The sequence below is a fragment of the Streptomyces sp. WAC 06738 genome, assembly GCF_003945505.1.
Taxonomy (GTDB): Bacteria; Actinomycetota; Actinomycetes; order Streptomycetales; family Streptomycetaceae; genus Streptomyces.
This window is the reverse complement of sequence record NZ_CP029618.1, coordinates 6,212,976-6,230,102: the sequence shown is the minus strand read 5'-3', so window position 1 is coordinate 6,230,102 and position 17,127 is coordinate 6,212,976. Positions and strand designations below refer to the sequence as shown.

The window sequence follows — 17,127 nt, the reverse complement described above, 5'->3', positions numbered from 1 at the left end:
GACGGGTGACTGGGATCGGCGGATCAGGCCTGCGGGGCGTCGCCGGCGGGCTGCGTGCCCTCGGCGGCCTCGGTGGCCTGCTCGGCGGCCGGGGCGGGGGTCTCGTCGGCCTGCTCGGCGTCGGCGACCTTGGCGGTCTCGGCGGAGACCTGCACCTCGGCCTCGGCGGCGGCCTCGTCCGTCTTCTCGGCCGGGGCGGCCGGCGCGGTCTTGCCGTCCTTCTCGCCGGCGAGAAGGTCGCGCTCCCACTCGGCGAGCGGCTCGGCGTCGGTCTTGACGGCCTTCTCGTCACCGGTGGCGGCACCGGAGCGGGCGATCAGACCCTCGGCGACGGCGTCGGCGATGACGCGGGTCAGCAGCGTGACGGAGCGGATCGCGTCGTCGTTGCCCGGGATCTTGTAGTCGACCTCGTCGGGGTCGCAGTTGGTGTCGAGGATCGCGACGACCGGGATGCGCAGCTTGCGCGCCTCGCCGACGGCGATGTGCTCCTTCTTCGTGTCCACGATCCAGACGGCGCTCGGCACCTTCTGCATGTCGCGGATGCCGCCGAGGGTCTTCTCCAGCTTGGCCTTCTCACGGGAGAGGACCAGCAGTTCCTTCTTGGTGAGGCCGGAGGCGGCCACGTCCTCGAAGTCGATGGCCTCCAGCTCCTTGAGGCGCTGCAGCCGCTTGTGGACCGTGGAGAAGTTGGTGAGCATGCCGCCCAGCCAGCGCTGGTTCACGTACGGCATGCCGACGCGGGTGGCCTGCTCGGCGATGGCTTCCTGGGCCTGCTTCTTCGTGCCCACGAACATGATGGTGCCGCCGTGCGCGACGGTCTCCTTCACGAACTCGTAGGCGCGGTCGATGTACGACAGCGACTGCAGGAGGTCGATGATGTAGATGCCGTTGCGCTCGGTGAAGATGAAGCGCTTCATCTTCGGGTTCCAACGGCGGGTCTGGTGCCCGAAGTGGACGCCGCTTTCCAGCAGCTCCCGCATCGTGACGACGGCCATGGCCGTACTCCTCGTGTGTCTCGGTTGTGCGCGGCGGCCGGCCGGCCACCGCTCCTGACGCCCCTGCGCGTCGCGCCTCCGGCGGGAGCCGGAGGACCGAGTGACGCGGCCACCTTCAGGCAGGTGGCGGGGCGTGCGAAGTCGACCCGGAGAGCCGGGTCGCCACCAGAAGTGTACGGGACGGCGTCACCCGCCTGCGCCACGAAGCCCGGTCCCCGGGCGGGTCTCCGGGCGGTCCCCCGCCCCGGGTTGTCCACAACCGGCCGGTTATCCACAGAATCCGTCCATGATCCCCAAGCTCTCCCGGCCCTCGGCCAGACTCCCCCCATGAACGGACGACGCGAACCCCGCGCGGCCGGCGTCCCTGGCCGCGGGGCGCGGTGGGCGCTCGCGGCCGGGCTCGCCGCGGCCCTGACGGCGGGCGCCTGGCCCGCACCCCCGTTCACGCCGGCGGACACGACGGCCGACACAGCGGCGGAGGCGGAGGCGGAGGCGGGTGGGGAGGGGGCGGGGGCGGGGCGGGGGGAACGGGGGATACGGGAGACGTCCGCGCCCGGCGGGCGGTCCACCGGTCCGGGGCGGCCGGCCGCGGCGCCGGCCGAGCCGACGGCCCCCGGGGTGGAGGCGGTGTGGCCGGTTGACGGGGGGCCGCGGGGGCGGCCGGTGGTGGAGCGGGGGTTCGAGGCGCCGCGGTCGCCGTACGGCCCGGGCCATCGCGGGGTCGATCTGCGGGCATCGGCGGGGCAGCCGGTGCGGGCCGCGGCGGCGGGGCGGGGTTCGTTCGCGGGGCGGGTGGCGGGGCGCGGGGTGCTGGCCGTCGACCATCCGGGCACGGGCCGCCCGCCGCTGCGCACCACGTACGAGCCGGTGGTGCCCGCCGTACGCAAGGGCGAGCGGGTCGGGAAAGGGCAGGTCATCGGACATCTGCAGGGCGGCGGGTACCACTGCGCGACGGCCTGTCTGCACTGGGGGCTGCGCCGCGGCCCGGTCTACCTCGACCCGCTGTCGCTGCTGCCGCCCGGGCTGCTCACCGCGGGCCATGCCCGGCTGCTGCCGGTGTTCGGCGTCCCGCCGCCCGCGGGCGGCGGCTGACGCCGCGACGAGGGCGGTGCCGTCAGCGGGCGGCGCCGTGGAGGGCCACGGCGACGGCCGTGTCGGCGACGGTCTCCGGGGCGTCGGTGCCGAGTTCGGTGCGGCGGACGGCCGCGTCGACGACCCCCTGGAGGAGGGTGGCGGCGAGGCGGGGTTCGTCGTGGCCGAGGTCCGCCAGGGCCGCGACGACCATGGTGACGAGCCCGCCGTGCGCGGCGCGGATCTTCTCCCGGGCGCCGGCGTCGAGTTCGCCCGCGGAGATGGCGACGACGGCCCGGTGGCGGCGGTCGCCGACCAGCGCGAGCTGGGTGCGTACGTACGCCTCGACCTTGGCCTCCGGGGTGTCGGCGCGCTCCATGGCCGCCTCCACCTCGGCCGCCCAGCGCGGGAAGTCGACGGCGCACAGTTCCTCGACCACGGCGGCCCGGCTGCGGAAGTACTCGTACACGGACGAGCGTGCGAGGCCGGTGCGCTCGGCGAGCGCGGCGAAGTTCAGCGCTTCGGTGCCGCCCTCGCCGAGGAGTTCGCGCGCGGCGTCGAGCAGCGCGCCGTGCTGCATGGTCCGGTGCTCGGCCACGGAGGCCGCTCGAATCTTCGGCACGGTCCAACTTTAGACCGCGGCGGCCGTTCAGCCGCCCGAGTCGGCCAGCTTCGCGCGCAACTGCAGGACGGACTTGGTGTGGATCTGGCTGACCCTGCTCTCGGTGACGCCGAGGACCTGGCCGATCTCGGCGAGCGTGAGGCCCTCGTAGTAGTAGAGGGTGACGACGGTCTTCTCCCGGTCGGGCAGGGTGTTCACGGCGCGGGCGAGGAGCCGGCGCAGCTCGCGGTCCTCGGCGACCTCGACGGGGTCGTCGGCGGCGGTGTCCTCGAGGGTGTCCATGAGGCTGAGCCGGTCGCCGTTGTCGGAGCTGACGTGCAGCAGTTCTTCGAGGGCGACGACGTTGGCGAGGGAAAGCTGGCTGAAAACCCCGTGCAGCTCTTCGAGCTGGATGCCCATCTCGGCGGCGACCTCGGCTTCCGAGGGGGTGCGGCGGAGGGCGGCTTCGAGGGTGGCGTAGGCGCGCTCGACGGCGCGGGCCTTCTGCCGTACGGAGCGGGGGATCCAGTCCAGCGCCCGGAGCTCGTCGATCATCGCACCGCGGATGCGGGTGATGGCGTACGTCTCGAACTTGATGGCGCGCTCGGGGTCGAACTTCTCGATGGCGTCGATGAGCCCGAAGACTCCGGAGGAGACGAAGTCGGCCTGTTCCACGTTGGACGGCAGGCCGACGCTGACGCGTCCCGCGACGTACTTCACCAGGGGCGAGTAGTGGAGGATGAGCTGCTCGCGCAGCCGGCCGTCACGCGTCTCCTTGTACGACCGCCACAGCTCGTCGACCGACGAGGGTGCTGTGCGTGATGCGGCACGGTCGGACCCGGAGATGTGCTGGGGCATGCGTCGTCGCCTTGAACCGTTCTGGTGGGGGACTGGGTTCGGTGGGGGCCGTGGGGGGAGCGAGCGGGTGTGGGGAGGGGGCGGAGCGGGGAGGGTGACGCCGTGGGGAATGCGGGAACGTTCCGCGAGCGTAGCGTGACCGTACGGTCGCATTCTGCGACTGACGGCTCTTCATGAGTACGCAGATTCGTTCCGCGGACCGCACCTGCGGGTTATCAGGAGGTCACAGCGGGGGGACGGCCGCCGCGGCACCGGGTGGGGGTCGGTTTGCATCTCCCCCACCCTTTCACCCGAACGTCCCAGGTCAAGGAACGGCTCGTCACCTTTTGGGGTGCTCGCTGGAGCGCGGGGCCAGCCGCCAGCCGGTGCCGTCGCGGCGGACGAATCCGAGGGACTGCAGCTCATGAAGCCTGCCCAAGGCTTCGTCGCGCTCCGTGCCCGCCTCTTGTGCGATCTGTTCCAGCGGCGCTGTACCCCGACCGGGGAGTGCTTCGAGCACTCGTGCGGTGGCGGGCGGGAGCAGATCGCGTGGTACGACGGGGCCGCGGCGGACCGGGGCGAGGTCCGCACCGATGCGGCCGACCAGCTCGACGACTTCGGCCGCCTCGGTGACGAGCTCTGCCTCGCCGCGCAGCAGCTCGTGCACCCCTGAGGAGAGCCCGGAGGTCACCGGGCCCGGTACGCCCATCGTCGGGCGGCCGAGGCGCTGCGCCCAGCGGGCGGTGACGAGGGAGCCGCTGCGGCGCTCGGCCTCGACGACGACGGTGCCGCGGGTGAGGGCCGCCATGACGCGGTTGCGCAGGAGGAAGCGCGACCGGGTGGGATGGTCGCCGGGGGCGAGTTCGGCGACGATGAGGCCCTGTTCGGCGACGCGGCCGAGGAGCTCGCTGTGGCCGGGCGGGTAGACCCGGTCGACGCCGCAGGCCAGTACGCCGACGGTGGCTCCGGTGGCGGCGAGGGCGCCGCGGTGGGCGGCGGCGTCGATGCCGTAGGCGGAGCCGGAGACGACGGTCCACCCGGCGTGGGCGAGGCCGGCGGCGAGCGTCGCGGCGACGTGGGCGCCGTACTCGGTGCAGGCGCGGGCGCCGACGACGGCGACGGACTTCAGCGCCCAGAGCCGGAGGTCGGCGCGGCCGCGGACCCAGAGGCCGAGGGGTCTGGCGGCGGCGAGGTCGTCGAGCTGCCGGGGCCATTCGGGGTCGCCGGGGCAGACGAACCGCGCTCCGACGGCTTCGGCGGCGGCGAGGTCCTGCCGGGGGCCGGGTCCGCCGAGCCGCCGCCGGTAGCGGACCAGCCGGGTCTCGGCCTCCGGTGAGGGCGGCGGGGCGTCGCCGGTCACCCAGCGCATGAGCGCCACGGCCCCGTGCGTACGCAGCCACCTTCCGGCGACCTCGTCTCCGGGCTCGACGAGCCGCGTCAGCGCGACCCGCGCCAACCGCTCCCCGTCGCGCTCCGCGCCTCGCTCCGCGGGTTCAGCCGGGCCCGCTGCGGGCGCGGGCTCCGTCCCCTGGCGGCTACGGGCCGCCGGCCGGGTGCCGGAGCCCCGGCCGCGCCGTGGCCAGGCGGCCGGGGTCCGCATCGCGCCCGGCACCGGTCCCGCGACCGGGCCGGACGGCCCGCTCTGCCCCTCGGCCGGAGGCACCGGCGCAGCAGGCGGCGGGCCCTCCTCTCCCGGCGCCGGATCGGCCGCCGGGCCCGCGCATGCACCGCTCGGCAGGCCGCTGCGCGGCTTCCAGGCGAGTTTCTCGGTCGCATTCATTCGACGGGCTCCCTCGTTGCCTGGGTACGGGCGCCTCGGGGCACTCCCGTGCGGAGTTCCAGGGCCGCGGCGACGTCCTCGGGCCCCGGGCGGTCGTGGCCCGCGAGGTCGGCGATGGTCCAGGCGACGCGGAGGACCCGATCGAGGCCGCGGGCGGTGAGCAGGCCGCGTTCGAGGTCGCGTTCCGCCGGGGCGAGGACGCCGGGGGCGGGGTGCCAGCGGCGCCGCAGCTCGTGGCCGGGGACTTCGCCGTTGGTGCGCCAGGCGGTGCCCGCGTAGCGCGCGGCGGCGCGGTCGCGGGCGGCCAGGACCCGGGCGGCGGCTTCGGCGGTGGGCTCGGCGCGTTCACCATCGGCCGAGAGCTCGGCGCGGCTGACGGCGTCGACGGCGACCCGGAGGTCGACGCGGTCGAGGAGCGGGCCGGTGAGCCGGCCCTGGTAGCGCCGGATGGCCATGGGCGGGCATTCGCAGCCGCCTTCCTGGCGGGCGAAGCGGCCGCAGGGGCAGGGGTTGGCGGCGAGGACCATGAGGAAGCGGGCGGGGAACTGGACGACGCCCGCGGACCGGGCCACGACGACGTGACCGGACTCCAGGGGCTGTCTGAGGGCGTCGAGGATCCGGCCGCTGAATTCGGGCGCTTCGTCCAAGAAGAGCACGCCGCGGTGGGCCAGGGAGACGGCTCCCGGCTTGGGCAGCGCGTTGCCGCCGCCGATGAGGGCGGGCAGGGTCGCGGAGTGGTGCGGGGCGGCGTAGGGGGCTTCGCCGACGAGGGGCTGGCCCGCGGGCAGGGTGCCGGCCACCGAGTGGATGGCGGTCACTTCGAGCGCCTCGGTCTCGGTCAGGGGCGGCAGCAGCCCGGGCAGCCGTTCGGCGAGCATCGTCTTGCCCGCTCCCGGGGGGCCCTTCAGGTACAGGTGATGGCCGCCCGCGGCGGCGACTTCCAGGGCGAAGCGGGCCCGGTGCTGCCCCGCGACGTCGGCGAGGTCGGGGCGGTACGCGCCGGGGCCGAGGGCCGCCGGGGTGCACCAGCCGGCTCCGGGCACGGCGAGCCGGGCGGACGGGACGGCCGGGGCGCCGCCGGTTTCCGCGGGCTCGTCGGGGGGCGGTTCGTCGTTGAGGATGGCGATGAGCTGGCGCAGGCTGCGGACGCCGAGGACGGAGACGTCGGGGACGAGGGTGGCCTCGCCCGCGGCGGCCTCGGGGACGACGACCTGGCGGCAGCCTGCCTCCGCGGCGGCGAGCACGGCGGGCAGCACGCCGGGGACGGGCCGGACGCGGCCGTCGAGGCTCAGCTCGCCGACCATGACGAGCCCGGTGAGGGCGTCGGGCGCGATGCGTCCGGCGGCGCCGAGGGTGGCGCAGGCGATGCCGAGGTCGAATCCGCTGCCGGATTTGGGTACGGCGGCGGGGCTGAGGCCGACGGTGAGCTTCTTCTGCGGCCAGTCGACGCCGGAGTTGACGACGGCGGCGCGCACCCGGTCGCGGCTTTCCGTGAGGCTCTTGTCGGGGAGCCCGACCAGCGTGAACGTCGCGACCCCCGGCTCCAGGTCGGCCTGGATCTCGACGACGACGCCCTCGACGCCGACGAGGGCGACCGAGCACGTGCGGGCGAAGGCCATCAGGCGGCCCCCCGCACGTGCTCGACGACGGGGGCGCCGCGGTCCGGCAGCACCACGCCGACGACGTCGATCCGCATGCCGCCCGGCGGGACGCCGCCGTGCCGCAGTGCCCAGGCTTCGGCGAGCCGCCGGAGCCGGTCCGCCTTGGCCGGCGGGACGCCGGCCATCGGATGCTCCCAGCCGCCTTCCCGTCTGGTCTTGACCTCGCAGACGACGAGGGCCTCGCCGTCGAGCGCGACGATGTCGATCTCGCCGTCGCTGCATCTCCAGTTCCGCGCCAGGACGGTCATTCCCGCCTGGACGAGCCGCCGCTCCGCGATCCGTTCCCCGTACTGTCCGAGCGCCTGCCGCTGCTTCGGCATCGGGCACCACCTCCCGCGTCCGACTGTGTCGTGGCGCGGGAAAAGTTGTTGATCTTGGTGGATAACCGGCGGGTTGTGGACAACTCCCTCACCCATGAGGGTGACGGAGGAGGGGAGCTCAGCCGAGGTCGTCGGAGGGCATCTCCAGGTCGGACTTGCTCAGCTCCTCGATGTTCACATCCTTGAACGTGAGCACCCGCACCTGCTTGACGAAACGGGCCGGCCGGTACATGTCCCAGACCCAGGCGTCCGCCATCGACACCTCGAAGAACACCTCGCCCTGGACCGAGTGGACCTGCATCTCGTAGTCGTTGGTGAGGTAGAAACGCCGCTCGGTCTCGATCACGTATTTGAACAGACCGACGACGTCGCGGTACTCCCGGTAGAGCTTCAGCTCCATCTCGGTCTCGTACTTCTCGAGGTCCTCGGCGCTCATGGCACGTTCCCCTTCCGCCTGTGCGTGACCCCATTGTGCGTCCCCCGGGCACGACGGGCCCGGGCATAGCCGGAAACCGGCCCGTAGGCGGCGCCGCCCAGGATCAGCGCCGCCCCGGCGACGACCGCGAGCAGCAGTGGCCCCAGCGGGCCGGGCTCGGAGATCCCCCGGGCAGCGCCGCGAAGCCGTCCGGGCGCTCCAGCATGCCCGCGCTGCCCAGCGGCCACGCCGTCGCGTCGACCCGGCTTCTGACGGCGTCGCGGGGTATGGCTCCGCCGCCCGATTCGGCCAGATGGCTGCGGGAGTCGACGGAGTCCCCGCGGTGGTCGCCGAGGAGGAAGATCATTCCCTCGGGCACGGTCGTCGCGGGGAAGTCCTCCTGAGCCGCGCGCTGACTCTCCGTGACGTACCGCTCCGTGACCGGCACATCGTCGACCGTCAGCCGCCCCTGCGCGTCGCAGCAGCGGACCGTGTCACCGCCGACCGCCACGACCCGCTTGACCATGGGCAGATCCCCCCACGCCGCGTCCTCGAAGACCACGACGTCGCCGCGGCGCACCTCGTCGCCCGAGATCCGCTCGGCCAGCACCCGGTCGCCGGAGGCGACGGTGGGTGCCATGGAGGACGTCGGCACGGTGTACGGCACGTACACCGCGGCGCCCCAGGCGAAGCCGCCGAGGAACAGCACGCACCCGACCGCCACGGCCAGGCCCGACAGCATGTTCCCCCTGCGCCCGGCTCCGCTGCTGCTCATGGGCGCACACTACCCAGAGGCCCGGCAGGCAGTCAGCCCGCTCGGTGAACCACCGTGATCAGCGACGCCCGGCCCCGCCTCGGCACCGGCCCGCGCCCGTGAATCCGCAGGCCAGGCGGGTCGCATACGGCTCGGAAGCCGCCGCGGGCCCGGCGATCACATCACCCGGACGGCCCCGTGCCCCCCGCGCACCCTGAGCAAGCGGCCCGGCCGGGAGCGGCCCGGCCCCGGCTCGCCTCAGTCGTTCAGGTCCGCCTTGCGGATCAGCCGGCGCCGCCGCCACAGCACCAGCGGCACCGCTCCGGCCAGCCCCAGCGCCGCCGGCGCGGCCCCCGCCGCGGCGTTCAGCCCCGGCTGGTCGAAGGTGCCCGGCACCGGCAGGGTGCCCCAGCGGTCGATCGGCCAGGCCCGCGCGATGGCCCGCCCGACGACCAGGTCCTCGTCGACGAAGCCCTTGTCCGGCGACTTCTCGTGGTAGCGGGAGTCCAGCGAGTCCTGCCGGTGGTCGCCCATCACCCACAGCTTGCCCTCCGGCACCTTCACGGGACCGAAGTCGTTGTCCTCGCAGGGGGTGTCGCCGGGGAAGATGTACGAAGTCTCGTCCAGCGCCTTGCCGTTCACCTTCACCGGGCCGACGCCCTTGCACTCCACGGTGTCGCCGCCGACCGCGATGACGCGCTTGATGAGGTCCTGCTCCTCCGCCGAGGGCATGAGGCCGATGAAGCTCAGCCCCTTCTGGATGCCTTCGAGCACGGGCCCGGAGTCCGACGACGGCGCCTCGTTCAGCCAGCCGCCCGGGTCGTGGAAGACGACGACCTCGCCGCGCTCCGGCTCGGCGCCGAACCACGGCGTGAGCTTGTCCACCAGCACGCGGTCGCCGACCTGCAGCGTGTCCTGCATGGAGTTGGAGGGGATGGAGAACGCCTGGACCAGGAAGGTCTTGATGATCAGCGCGAGCACCAGCGCGACGAGGATGAGGATCGGCAGTTCCTTCCAGAAGGAACGCTGCTTCTTCCCGCCCGCGGCGGCCGCGCCGCCGCCGTCCGCGTCCTCCCCCCCGCTGCTGCTCCCGCCGCTGCCGTCCCCGCCGTCGCTCATCGCTCCCGCTTCCGTCGCCGCAGGGCCGCCGGGAGCGCCGGCCGCGGCGTCCTGCGGGACACCGTCCTTGCCGAGTGAGGGTCGGGGGGCGCCGTCCCACGCGGTGTCCGCCGGGCCGCCGGCCGCCTGCTCCGGAGGGCTGCCAGGAGGGCCGGCAGCCGGCTGCTGCGCGCGCCCCTGACCGGGCCGGTCTTCGGGATCCTCGTGACCGGACCGGGCGCTGACTGCCACGTCCCCCACATCCACTCCTCACCTTGCCGCTGCCTGCCCCTGGTCAGGTGCAGGCCCACCACTCCCATAACGAGCGAGAGTTCCGCAGGAGTCGGGAGGGGCTCCATTCGGCCCACTTCTTTCGAGGACACCTTATTCGTCTGCGCGTCCGACTCCGGAACCGAGGCATAGGTGTCCGGTGAGTCGAATTTGTCCCAGTGACCGAGCGGCCAGGCGATGGCCATGGCCCTGCCCACGACGTCCTCTTCCGCGATCGTCCCCTGGTACGGACCGTCCAGGTGGTAGCGCGAGTCGGCGGAGTTGGAGCGGTGGTCGCCCATGACGAAGATCCGGCCGTCCGGCACGGTCACGTCGAAGGTCCGCTGCGACGGCTTGTCCCCGGGGTGCAGGTACGGCTCCACCAGCGCGGTGCCGTTGACCGTGACCCGCCCGCCGTCGTCGCAGCAGACCACGCGGTCGCCGCCGACCGCCACGACCCGCTTGATCAGGTCCTGTTCGTGCTCCGAGGGCAGCAGCCCGATGAACGTCAGCACGTCCTTGACCTGCGCGACGCCCACGGGGTCGTCGAGCCGGTCCTCCTCCCGGTTGCTGAGCCAGCCGCCGGGGTCCTTGAAGACGACGATGTCGCCGCGCTCCGGCTTCGCGCCGAACCAGGGCGTGAGCTTGTCCACGACGACCCGGTCGCCGATCCGGATCGTCTGTTCCATGGATCCGGAGGGGATGACGAACGCCTGCAGCAGGAAGGTCTTGACGCCCAGCGCGATCAGCATGGCCGCGCCGATGATGAGCGGGATCTCCTTTATCCGCGAACGGGTTCTGCGCCGCCGCGCCCGCTTGGCCGCCTTGCGGCGCTCCGCGCGCCCGCCGAGCCGCGGACCCTCCTCACCGGCGGGGCTGCGCGGGCCGCTCTCCGGCTCGTACGGATCGTCGCCGCCCGGGGCGTACGTGCCGTCGCCCTGCCCGCCGTCCCGTCCGTACGGAGGGCCCTCGCCGTGCCCGCTGTCCGCGCCGTACGGTCCTTCGCCGTATCCGCCGCCCGGACCGTACGGATCTCCGCCGCCCCCGCGTCCGTACGGATCCCCGCCCCCGTACCCGCCACCGCCGCTGCTCCCGTGCGGATCCCGGCGCCCCGGCCCGCCCCCGCGCCGCGGCGGTCCTCCCGGCCGCCGCCGCCCGCGTGACGCGCGTGGCTACCCCCCATATCCCGGCCGTCCCAGCGAGCCGGCCCGGTCCGGCGGCCACCCCCGCCAGTCCGCCCTGCCGATCACCTTCTCCACCGAGATCGTGCCGCCCCCGGGCGACCCGAGGTGATCGCGGGAGTCGCGGGAGTCGCTGCGGTGGTCGCCCATGACCCAGAGCCGGCCGGGCGGCACGATGACGTCGAACTCGACCAGCGACGGGGCGTCGCCCGGATACAGGTACTCCCGCTCATCGAGCGGCTTTCCGTTCACCTTCACCCTCCCCCGTGCGTCGCAGCAGATCACGCGGTCACCGCCGACACCGATGACGCGCTTGACGTAGTCGGTGCCTTCGGGCTCCGCGAGGCCGGTGGCCGCGCCGGCCCTGCGCAGCAGGCCCGGCACCGCACCCCCGCCGTCACCGGCGGCGGCGAAGGTCCCCGAGCCGTCGAAGACGACAACGTCTCCGCGCTCCGGTTCGTCCCCGAACGCGTAAGCGAGCTTGTTCACCAATACCCGGTCGCCGGGCTGGAGAACCGGCTCCATGGAACTGCTCGGCACCAGGAACGGCTGCACGACGAAGGCGCTGACGAGCAGCCCGAGGACGGTGAAGGTGGCCGCGAGGGCAACGGCCCAGCGCAGCAGACGGAGAAAAGAGGAGCGCGAGGACCCCTCCCGCCCGGACTCCGGGGAGGAGGAGTCGTCGCGCTCCTCGGGCCGCAGCTCAGTGTCCATCGCAGCGAAGCCTAATATGGCGATTCGCCCGCGTGGACCGGCCGCGTCAGCTCTCGCGCTTCTCCTTGATCTTCGCGGCCTTGCCGCGGAGGTCGCGCAGGTAGTACAGCTTGGCGCGGCGGACCTGGCCGCGGGTCACCAGCTCGATCTTCTCGACGACCGGGGTGTGCACGGGGAAGGTGCGCTCGACGCCGACGCCGAAGCTGACCTTGCGGACCGTGAAGGACTCGCGGACCCCGGCGCCCTGCCGGCGGATGACGACACCCTTGAACTGCTGGACACGGGAGCGGTTGCCCTCGATGACGCGCACGTGCACGTTGACCGTGTCACCGGGCCGGAAGGGCGGGATGTCGTCGCGCAGGGAGGCTGCGTCGACGCTTTCGAGAAGGTTCATGACCGTCTGCTTTCTTCGCCGATGCCACAGGTCATCGACAAGAGTCCGAAGTGGGACAGAGGATGCTGCAGCGTCGTACGGGCGTCATGTCCCCCTGTGGCAGGGGCGCCGCGTCGGACGGCAGGCAGCAACGGCCTATTCTTCCACGTCGGCGCCCGTACGCCAAAATCGTCCGTCGGGCCCCTCGGCCCAGCCGAGTTCGGCGAGCAGTGCCCTGTCGTGCTTGTCGTACGCACCGGGCGCGGCCCGCGCGATCAGGTCGGGGCGGACCTCGGCGGTGCGGCGCAGCGCCTGGTCGCGGCGCCAGCGGGCGATGCGGCCGTGGTCGCCGCTGAGCAGGACGTCGGGTACGGTCCTGCCGCGCCAGTCGGGGGGCTTGGTGTAGACGGGGCCTTCCAGGAGGTCGGCCATGGCGCCGGGGGCGAAGGAGTCGTCCTGGTGGGAGGCGGCGTTGCCGAGGACGCCGGGCAGGAGGCGTACGACGGCCTCGGCGATGACGAGGACGGGGGCCTCGCCGCCGGCGAGGACGTAGTCGCCGATGGACACCTCGTGCAGCCGGTAGCGGCCGGCGTACTCCTCGACCAGGCGCCGGTCGATGCCCTCGTAGCGGGCGGGGGCGAAGACCAGCCAGGGCTCGGCGGCCAGCTCCACGGCCAGTTCCTGGGTGAAGGGCCGGCCGCTGGGGGTGGGGACGACGAGGACGGGGTCGCCGGTCCCGGAGCCGGCGACGGCGTCGAGGGCCGCGCCCCACGGCTCGGGCTTCATGACCATGCCGGGGCCGCCGCCGTAGGGGGTGTCGTCGACGGTGTGGTGCCGGTCGAACGCCCACTCCCGCAGGTCGTGGACGCGGACGTCGAGCACGCCGCGCTCGATGGCCTTGCCGAGGAGCGAGAGCCGCAGCGGCTCCAGATAGGCGGGGAAGATCGAGACGACGTCGATCCTCACGCCGGGCCCTCTCCCCCGCGGCCGCCTTCCGGCGCACCGTCCCGGCCGCCGCTGACGGCCACGTCCAGCAGCCCCGGCGGCGGCTCCACGACGACGCGCTGCGCGTCGAGGTCGATCTCGGGCACGATCTCGCTGACGAACGGGATCAGCGCCTCGCCGCCGTCCGGGCGCGCGACGACCAGCAGGTCCTGGTACGGCAGGTGCGCAACCTCCGCGACGCGCCCCACGGGGGTGCCGTCGCGGAGGACGACGTCGAGGTCGGCGAGCTGGTGGTCGTAGAACTCCTCGGGATCCTCCGGAGTCGCCTCGGGGTCGACGTCGGCGACGAGGAGGGTGTTGCGCAGCGCCTCGGCGGCGGTGCGGTCGGTGACGCCCTCGAAGCGCAGCAGCAGCCGGCCGCTGTGCACCCGCCCGGTGGCGATGGTCAGCGGTCCCGCGGCGGCGGGGTCCGTGGTGAGGACCGCGCCCGGGGCGAGCCGCCGCTCGGGCTCGTCGGTGCGTACCTCGACGGTGACCTCGCCCTTGATCCCGTGGGCGCGGCCGATCCGCGCGACTACGAGTTGCACGGCTGCCTTCCTCTTCGTACGTCGTCGGCCGTCACCCGGTGCGCGCCGGGCCCGCGCGGCCGTACGGGACGGCCCGCCGCCCGCGTACGGCGACGGGCCGGGGCGCCTGCCGGCCTCCCCGGCCCGTGCCGGTGACTGCTCCGTCCGTCCGCGCGACGACCGGTCAGCGGACCTGGTCCACGTCGACGAGGTCGACGCGGATGCCGCGGCCGCCGAGCGCGCCGACGACCGTGCGCAGCGAGCGGGCCGTACGGCCGTTGCGGCCGATGACCTTGCCGAGGTCCTCGGGGTGCACCCGGACCTCCAGCACCCGGCCGCGGCGCAGGTTGCGGGAACTGACCTCGACCTCGTCGGGGTTGTCGACGATGCCCTTCACCAGGTGCTCAAGGGCTTCTTCGAGCATCGTCAGGCCCCGGGGGCCTCGGCCGCGGCCTCGCCGGGCTCGGCGTCGGCCTTCTTCTCGGCCTTCTCGGCCTTCTCCGACTTCTCGCTCTTCTCGGCCTTCTCAGCCTTATCGGCCTTGTCGGCCTTCTTCGCCTTGGGGGTCACCGCCTCGCCCTTGGGCTCGTCGGCGGCGTCCTTGGCGGCGGCCTCGAAGAGGGCGCGCTTGTCGGCCTTCGGCTCGGGGACCTTCATCGGCTCGGGCGCCGGCAGGCCCTTGAACTTCTGCCAGTCGCCGGTGACCTTGAGGATGGCGAGCACGGGCTCGGTCGGCTGCGCGCCGACACCCAGCCAGTACTGCGCCCGCTCGGAGTCGACCTCGATGCGCGAGGGGTTCTGGACCGGGTGGTAGAGCCCGATCTCCTCGATGGCCCGGCCGTCACGGCGGGTGCGCGAGTCGGCGACGACGATGCGGTAGTGCGGCGACCGGATCTTGCCCAGGCGCTTCAGCTTGATCTTGACTGCCACGGGAGTGGTGTCTCCTGAAGTTGACGTGATTGGGCCGGCCGAGGTGCTGCGTGGGGTTGCAGTGCCCGGGCGCCCGATGGACGCGTCAGCCGGAGGAGAGAGGGGTCCTGTGCGGCTGCCGAGTTCAGCTCACCATTGTGCCACACGGTCCCGACGCCCCTGCCCGCGCGGTCGCACGCCTCGTACCGCCCGCCGGTGCCCGCGAGGGCGTGCCGGACGGGCGGCTGGGCGAGGTACCCGTATGGGGCGGCGCACACGGCTTCAGGCGGCCGCCTCCGCGATCCGGCCGGCGGTCCGGCGGTCGGCCGGCGCTCGGGCGGGATCGGGGGGTCGGGAGTCCGGCGGCGGGGTCAGGCCGCGGCGGCGGGCTCCGGGATGCGGAACGGCTTGCCGCAGCCGCCGCACACGATCGGGGCCTGGGCCAGGACCGACGGCACGACGCGGACGTTCCGCCCGCAGTCGCACACGGCCTTCACCCGCACACCGCCGCCGGACGACCCGTGCCGGGCCGCGGGACCGCGGAAGCTGCGCGGGCTGTCGGCGGCGGTGGCCGCGTCATGAGCCCGCAGCGCCTTGCGCAGGCGCTCGCCGGCCGCGCGATAGCGCTTCTTGGCGGCCGGGGTGAGGGTCACCAGGGAGAACCCGCTGCTGGGGTGCGGCTCGTCGGGGTGGTCGAGGCCCAGCTCCTCGGCGATGGCAAGGAAGCGTCTGTTGTGGTAGCGGCCGGCCCGGGAGGTGTCCCGTACCCCGCGGGCCGCGGCAATGCCATGAACGGCTTCGTGCAGGAGTCGCTCGAAGGACAGCTCCGCCCCGCAGGCGGACGAGGACTCCCCGATCAGTGATTCCGGCGCGGCGAGGTCCGGCAACTCCGGGTGGTGCCGCTGAATCTCGGCCCACGCGGCTGCCAGCTCCGCGGCAAGTACAAGTGGTGTCGTGCTCACGTCGGGAGTAACGAGCGAGCCCCCTTCGGTGTTCCGATTCCCGGCATCCCAAATAATTTGCATCTACCCGTCAGTTCGCGATGATGCGGTGGGGACCGGGGCGCCTGTGCTGATCTGTGGAGGTCTGCCGCTTAAATGATCGGGTCACAACAAAGCCGTACGTGACCGCTTGTGCACCGTCATGCGCCCTTCGCACCGTGCGCCTCCACCGTCCCGCCGGAGGCCGCCGCTCCGGACGATCAGTACGCCCGGGCGACGACGGCGAGCGTACCGGGCTCGTCGTCCGCTCCCGGCACCGACCCGTCCGCCGCGATCAGGCAGCGCACCGACACGGCCTGCTCCGCCAGCCGGGCCTCGCCCGCGGGACCGAGGTCCGCCCACGGGATACGGGCCCAGCCGCCGGCCGCCGCCGCCTCGGCCGCCTCCGCGACCGTCCGCACGTCCGTCGTCCGCTCCTCACGCATTCGACGTGACTCGGCCAGCAACCGTTCCTGATCGTCTTCGAGAATCTTCGGCAGCATCCCGGCCCGGTCGTCCAGGAGCGCGTCGAGCGCCACCGGCTCCTTGGTGCCGGGCACCCGCCGGACGAGCGTCGCGGTGCCGGCGGCCAGGTCGCGCGGGCCGATCTCGACCCGTACGGGCACCCCCTTCAGCTCCCAGTCCACCGCCCGCCGTCCGAAGGGGACGTCGACGCGGTCGTCGACCCGGACCCGTACCCCGGCGGCGGCCAGCCGGTCGCCGGCCTCGCGCGCCTTGGCGAGCACCGCCTCGTCGCCCTTCACGGCCAGCACCACCGCCTGCACGGACGCCAGCCGCGGCGGGACGCGCAGCCCGTCGTCGTCGCCGTGCACCATGATCACGCCGCCGACCATGCGGGTCGTGGAGCCCCAGGAGGTCTGCCACACGTGCTCGCGGGCGCCGTCCGCGGTCAGGTACCGCGTGCCGAACGCCTTCGCGAAGTTCTGGCCCAGCTCGTGGCTGGTGCCCATCTGCAGCGCTTTGCCATCGCGCATCATCGCTTCGAGGGTCAGGGTGTTGAGGGCGCCGGCGAACCGCTCGGCGGCGGTCTTGCGGCCCGGGAGCACGTCGATCGCCAGCACGTTCACCATGAAGTCGGCGTACACGTCGCGCTGGATACGGGCCGCGTAGTCGCGCGCCTCCTCGTACGTGGCGTGCGCGGTGTGCCCCTCCTGCCACAGGAACTCCGTCGTGCGCAGGAACATCCGCGGCCGCAGCTCCCAGCGCACCACGTTGGCCCACTGGTTGATCAGCAGCGGCAGGTCGCGGTAGCTCTGCACCCACTTGGCGAAGTAGTCGTTGACGATCGTCTCGGAGGTGGGCCGGACGACGACCGGCTCCTCCAGCTCCTTGCCGCCGCCGTGGGTGACGACGGCCAGTTCCGGCGCGAAGCCCTCGACGTGGTCGGCCTCCCTGGCCAGGTAGGACTCCGGGATGAAGAGCGGGAAGTACGCGTTCTGCGCGCCCGCGTCCTTGATCCGGTCGTCCATCTCCCGCTGCGTGCGCTCCCACAGCCCGTACCCGTACGGCCGGATGACCATCGTGCCGCGCACCGGGCCGTTGTCGGCCAGCTCGGCCTTGGTGATGACGTCCTGGTACCAGCGCGGGAAGTCGTCCGCCTGGGGCGTGAGTACGGGTGCCTTTGCCATGGCGGAGA

General features: G+C 73.5%; 17 protein-coding genes and 2 pseudogenes. 1 reads left to right on the top strand and 18 read right to left on the bottom strand.

Going from position 1 to position 17,127, the window contains the following annotated elements; translation table 11 throughout:
• Nucleotides 1-23: 23 nt before the first annotated feature.
• Nucleotides 24-995: a 30S ribosomal protein S2 gene (gene rpsB, locus DMB38_RS27455; RefSeq protein ID WP_125937389.1), complete on the bottom strand. Its 972-nt coding sequence runs from the start codon at nt 993-995 to the stop codon at nt 24-26.
• Nucleotides 996-1,322: 327 nt separating this feature from the next.
• Here rpsB and DMB38_RS27450 point away from each other — a divergent pair, with 327 nt between their 5' ends.
• Nucleotides 1,323-2,087: a M23 family metallopeptidase gene (locus DMB38_RS27450; RefSeq protein WP_125937388.1), complete on the top strand. Its 765-nt coding sequence runs from the start codon at nt 1,323-1,325 to the stop codon at nt 2,085-2,087.
• 22 nt (nt 2,088-2,109) lie between these two features.
• Here the strand turns inward: DMB38_RS27450 and DMB38_RS27445 are convergent, their stop codons facing one another.
• From DMB38_RS27445 to proS, 17 genes and pseudogenes are all read right to left on the bottom strand, one after another.
• Nucleotides 2,110-2,664 (bottom strand): TetR/AcrR family transcriptional regulator, encoded by a 555-nt coding sequence (locus DMB38_RS27445; RefSeq protein WP_125939311.1) that lies wholly within the window; start codon nt 2,662-2,664, stop codon nt 2,110-2,112.
• Between the two features lie 51 nt (nt 2,665-2,715).
• Nucleotides 2,716-3,525: an RNA polymerase sigma factor WhiG gene (gene whiG / locus DMB38_RS27440; RefSeq protein ID WP_047018340.1), complete on the bottom strand. Its 810-nt coding sequence runs from the start codon at nt 3,523-3,525 to the stop codon at nt 2,716-2,718.
• A gap of 319 nt (nt 3,526-3,844) precedes the next feature.
• Nucleotides 3,845-5,284 carry a DNA-processing protein DprA gene (dprA, locus tag DMB38_RS27435; RefSeq protein ID WP_240662497.1) on the bottom strand — a complete coding sequence of 480 codons (1,440 nt, stop codon included), beginning with the start codon at nt 5,282-5,284 and terminating at the stop codon, nt 3,845-3,847.
• Entirely contained in the window at nt 5,281-6,903 is a 1,623-nt protein-coding gene (locus DMB38_RS27430) for a YifB family Mg chelatase-like AAA ATPase (protein WP_125937387.1), read from the bottom strand. Before DMB38_RS27430 ends, dprA begins: the two co-directional genes overlap by 4 nt.
• Entirely contained in the window at nt 6,903-7,265 is a 363-nt protein-coding gene (locus DMB38_RS27425) for a YraN family protein (protein ID WP_047018338.1), read from the bottom strand. Before DMB38_RS27425 ends, DMB38_RS27430 begins: the two co-directional genes overlap by 1 nt.
• A 118-nt stretch (nt 7,266-7,383) precedes the next feature.
• A complete protein-coding gene (locus DMB38_RS27420; protein ID WP_101421213.1) occupies nt 7,384-7,701 on the bottom strand; it encodes a DUF2469 domain-containing protein in 318 nt (105 codons plus the stop codon).
• Nucleotides 7,698-8,422: pseudogene (gene lepB, locus DMB38_RS27415) on the bottom strand (signal peptidase I). Before lepB (DMB38_RS27415) ends, DMB38_RS27420 begins: the two are co-directional and overlap by 4 nt.
• A gap of 270 nt (nt 8,423-8,692) precedes the next feature.
• Entirely contained in the window at nt 8,693-9,793 is a 1,101-nt protein-coding gene (lepB, locus tag DMB38_RS37210) for a signal peptidase I (protein WP_240662496.1), read from the bottom strand.
• Nucleotides 9,738-10,644, bottom strand: a pseudogene (gene lepB / locus DMB38_RS37205) (signal peptidase I); the annotation flags it as partial. The gene lepB (DMB38_RS37210) and the pseudogene lepB (DMB38_RS37205), both read right to left, overlap by 56 nt.
• A 330-nt stretch (nt 10,645-10,974) precedes the next feature.
• Entirely contained in the window at nt 10,975-11,697 is a 723-nt protein-coding gene (gene lepB / locus DMB38_RS27400; protein WP_125937385.1) for a signal peptidase I, read from the bottom strand.
• A gap of 46 nt (nt 11,698-11,743) precedes the next feature.
• Entirely contained in the window at nt 11,744-12,091 is a 348-nt protein-coding gene (rplS, locus tag DMB38_RS27395; RefSeq protein ID WP_047018333.1) for a 50S ribosomal protein L19, read from the bottom strand.
• Nucleotides 12,092-12,226: 135 nt separating this feature from the next.
• On the bottom strand, nt 12,227-13,036 hold the full coding sequence (gene trmD, locus DMB38_RS27390) for a tRNA (guanosine(37)-N1)-methyltransferase TrmD (protein WP_125937384.1): 810 nt from the start codon (nt 13,034-13,036) through the stop codon (nt 12,227-12,229).
• A complete protein-coding gene (gene rimM, locus DMB38_RS27385; protein WP_125937383.1) occupies nt 13,033-13,602 on the bottom strand; it encodes a ribosome maturation factor RimM in 570 nt (189 codons plus the stop codon). Before rimM ends, trmD begins: the two co-directional genes overlap by 4 nt.
• 163 nt (nt 13,603-13,765) lie before the next feature.
• Nucleotides 13,766-14,005 carry an RNA-binding protein gene (locus DMB38_RS27380; protein WP_027771538.1) on the bottom strand — a complete coding sequence of 80 codons (240 nt, stop codon included), beginning with the start codon at nt 14,003-14,005 and terminating at the stop codon, nt 13,766-13,768.
• 2 nt (nt 14,006-14,007) lie between these two features.
• Nucleotides 14,008-14,511 carry a 30S ribosomal protein S16 gene (gene rpsP, locus DMB38_RS27375; protein ID WP_125937382.1) on the bottom strand — a complete coding sequence of 168 codons (504 nt, stop codon included), beginning with the start codon at nt 14,509-14,511 and terminating at the stop codon, nt 14,008-14,010.
• Nucleotides 14,512-14,861: 350 nt separating this feature from the next.
• Nucleotides 14,862-15,452 (bottom strand): hypothetical protein, encoded by a 591-nt coding sequence (locus tag DMB38_RS27370; protein ID WP_047018329.1) that lies wholly within the window; start codon nt 15,450-15,452, stop codon nt 14,862-14,864.
• Nucleotides 15,453-15,691: 239 nt separating this feature from the next.
• Entirely contained in the window at nt 15,692-17,119 is a 1,428-nt protein-coding gene (proS, locus tag DMB38_RS27365; protein ID WP_125937381.1) for a proline--tRNA ligase, read from the bottom strand.
• Nucleotides 17,120-17,127: the final 8 nt, after the last annotated feature.

Coding starts and splice junctions, on each gene's coding strand:
- rpsB (WP_125937389.1), bottom strand. CDS start 995: ATGGCCGTCGTCACGATGCGGGAGCTGCTGGAAAGCGGCGTCCACTTC.
- DMB38_RS27450 (WP_125937388.1), top strand. CDS start 1,323: ATGAACGGACGACGCGAACCCCGCGCGGCCGGCGTCCCTGGCCGCGGG.
- whiG (WP_047018340.1), bottom strand. CDS start 3,525: ATGCCCCAGCACATCTCCGGGTCCGACCGTGCCGCATCACGCACAGCA.
- dprA (WP_240662497.1), bottom strand. CDS start 5,284: ATGAATGCGACCGAGAAACTCGCCTGGAAGCCGCGCAGCGGCCTGCCG.
- DMB38_RS27430 (WP_125937387.1), bottom strand. CDS start 6,903: ATGGCCTTCGCCCGCACGTGCTCGGTCGCCCTCGTCGGCGTCGAGGGC.
- DMB38_RS27425 (WP_047018338.1), bottom strand. CDS start 7,265: ATGCCGAAGCAGCGGCAGGCGCTCGGACAGTACGGGGAACGGATCGCG.
- DMB38_RS27420 (WP_101421213.1), bottom strand. CDS start 7,701: ATGAGCGCCGAGGACCTCGAGAAGTACGAGACCGAGATGGAGCTGAAG.
- lepB (WP_125937385.1), bottom strand. CDS start 11,697: ATGGACACTGAGCTGCGGCCCGAGGAGCGCGACGACTCCTCCTCCCCG.
- rplS (WP_047018333.1), bottom strand. CDS start 12,091: ATGAACCTTCTCGAAAGCGTCGACGCAGCCTCCCTGCGCGACGACATC.
- DMB38_RS27380 (WP_027771538.1), bottom strand. CDS start 14,005: ATGCTCGAAGAAGCCCTTGAGCACCTGGTGAAGGGCATCGTCGACAAC.
- proS (WP_125937381.1), bottom strand. CDS start 17,119: ATGGCAAAGGCACCCGTACTCACGCCCCAGGCGGACGACTTCCCGCGC.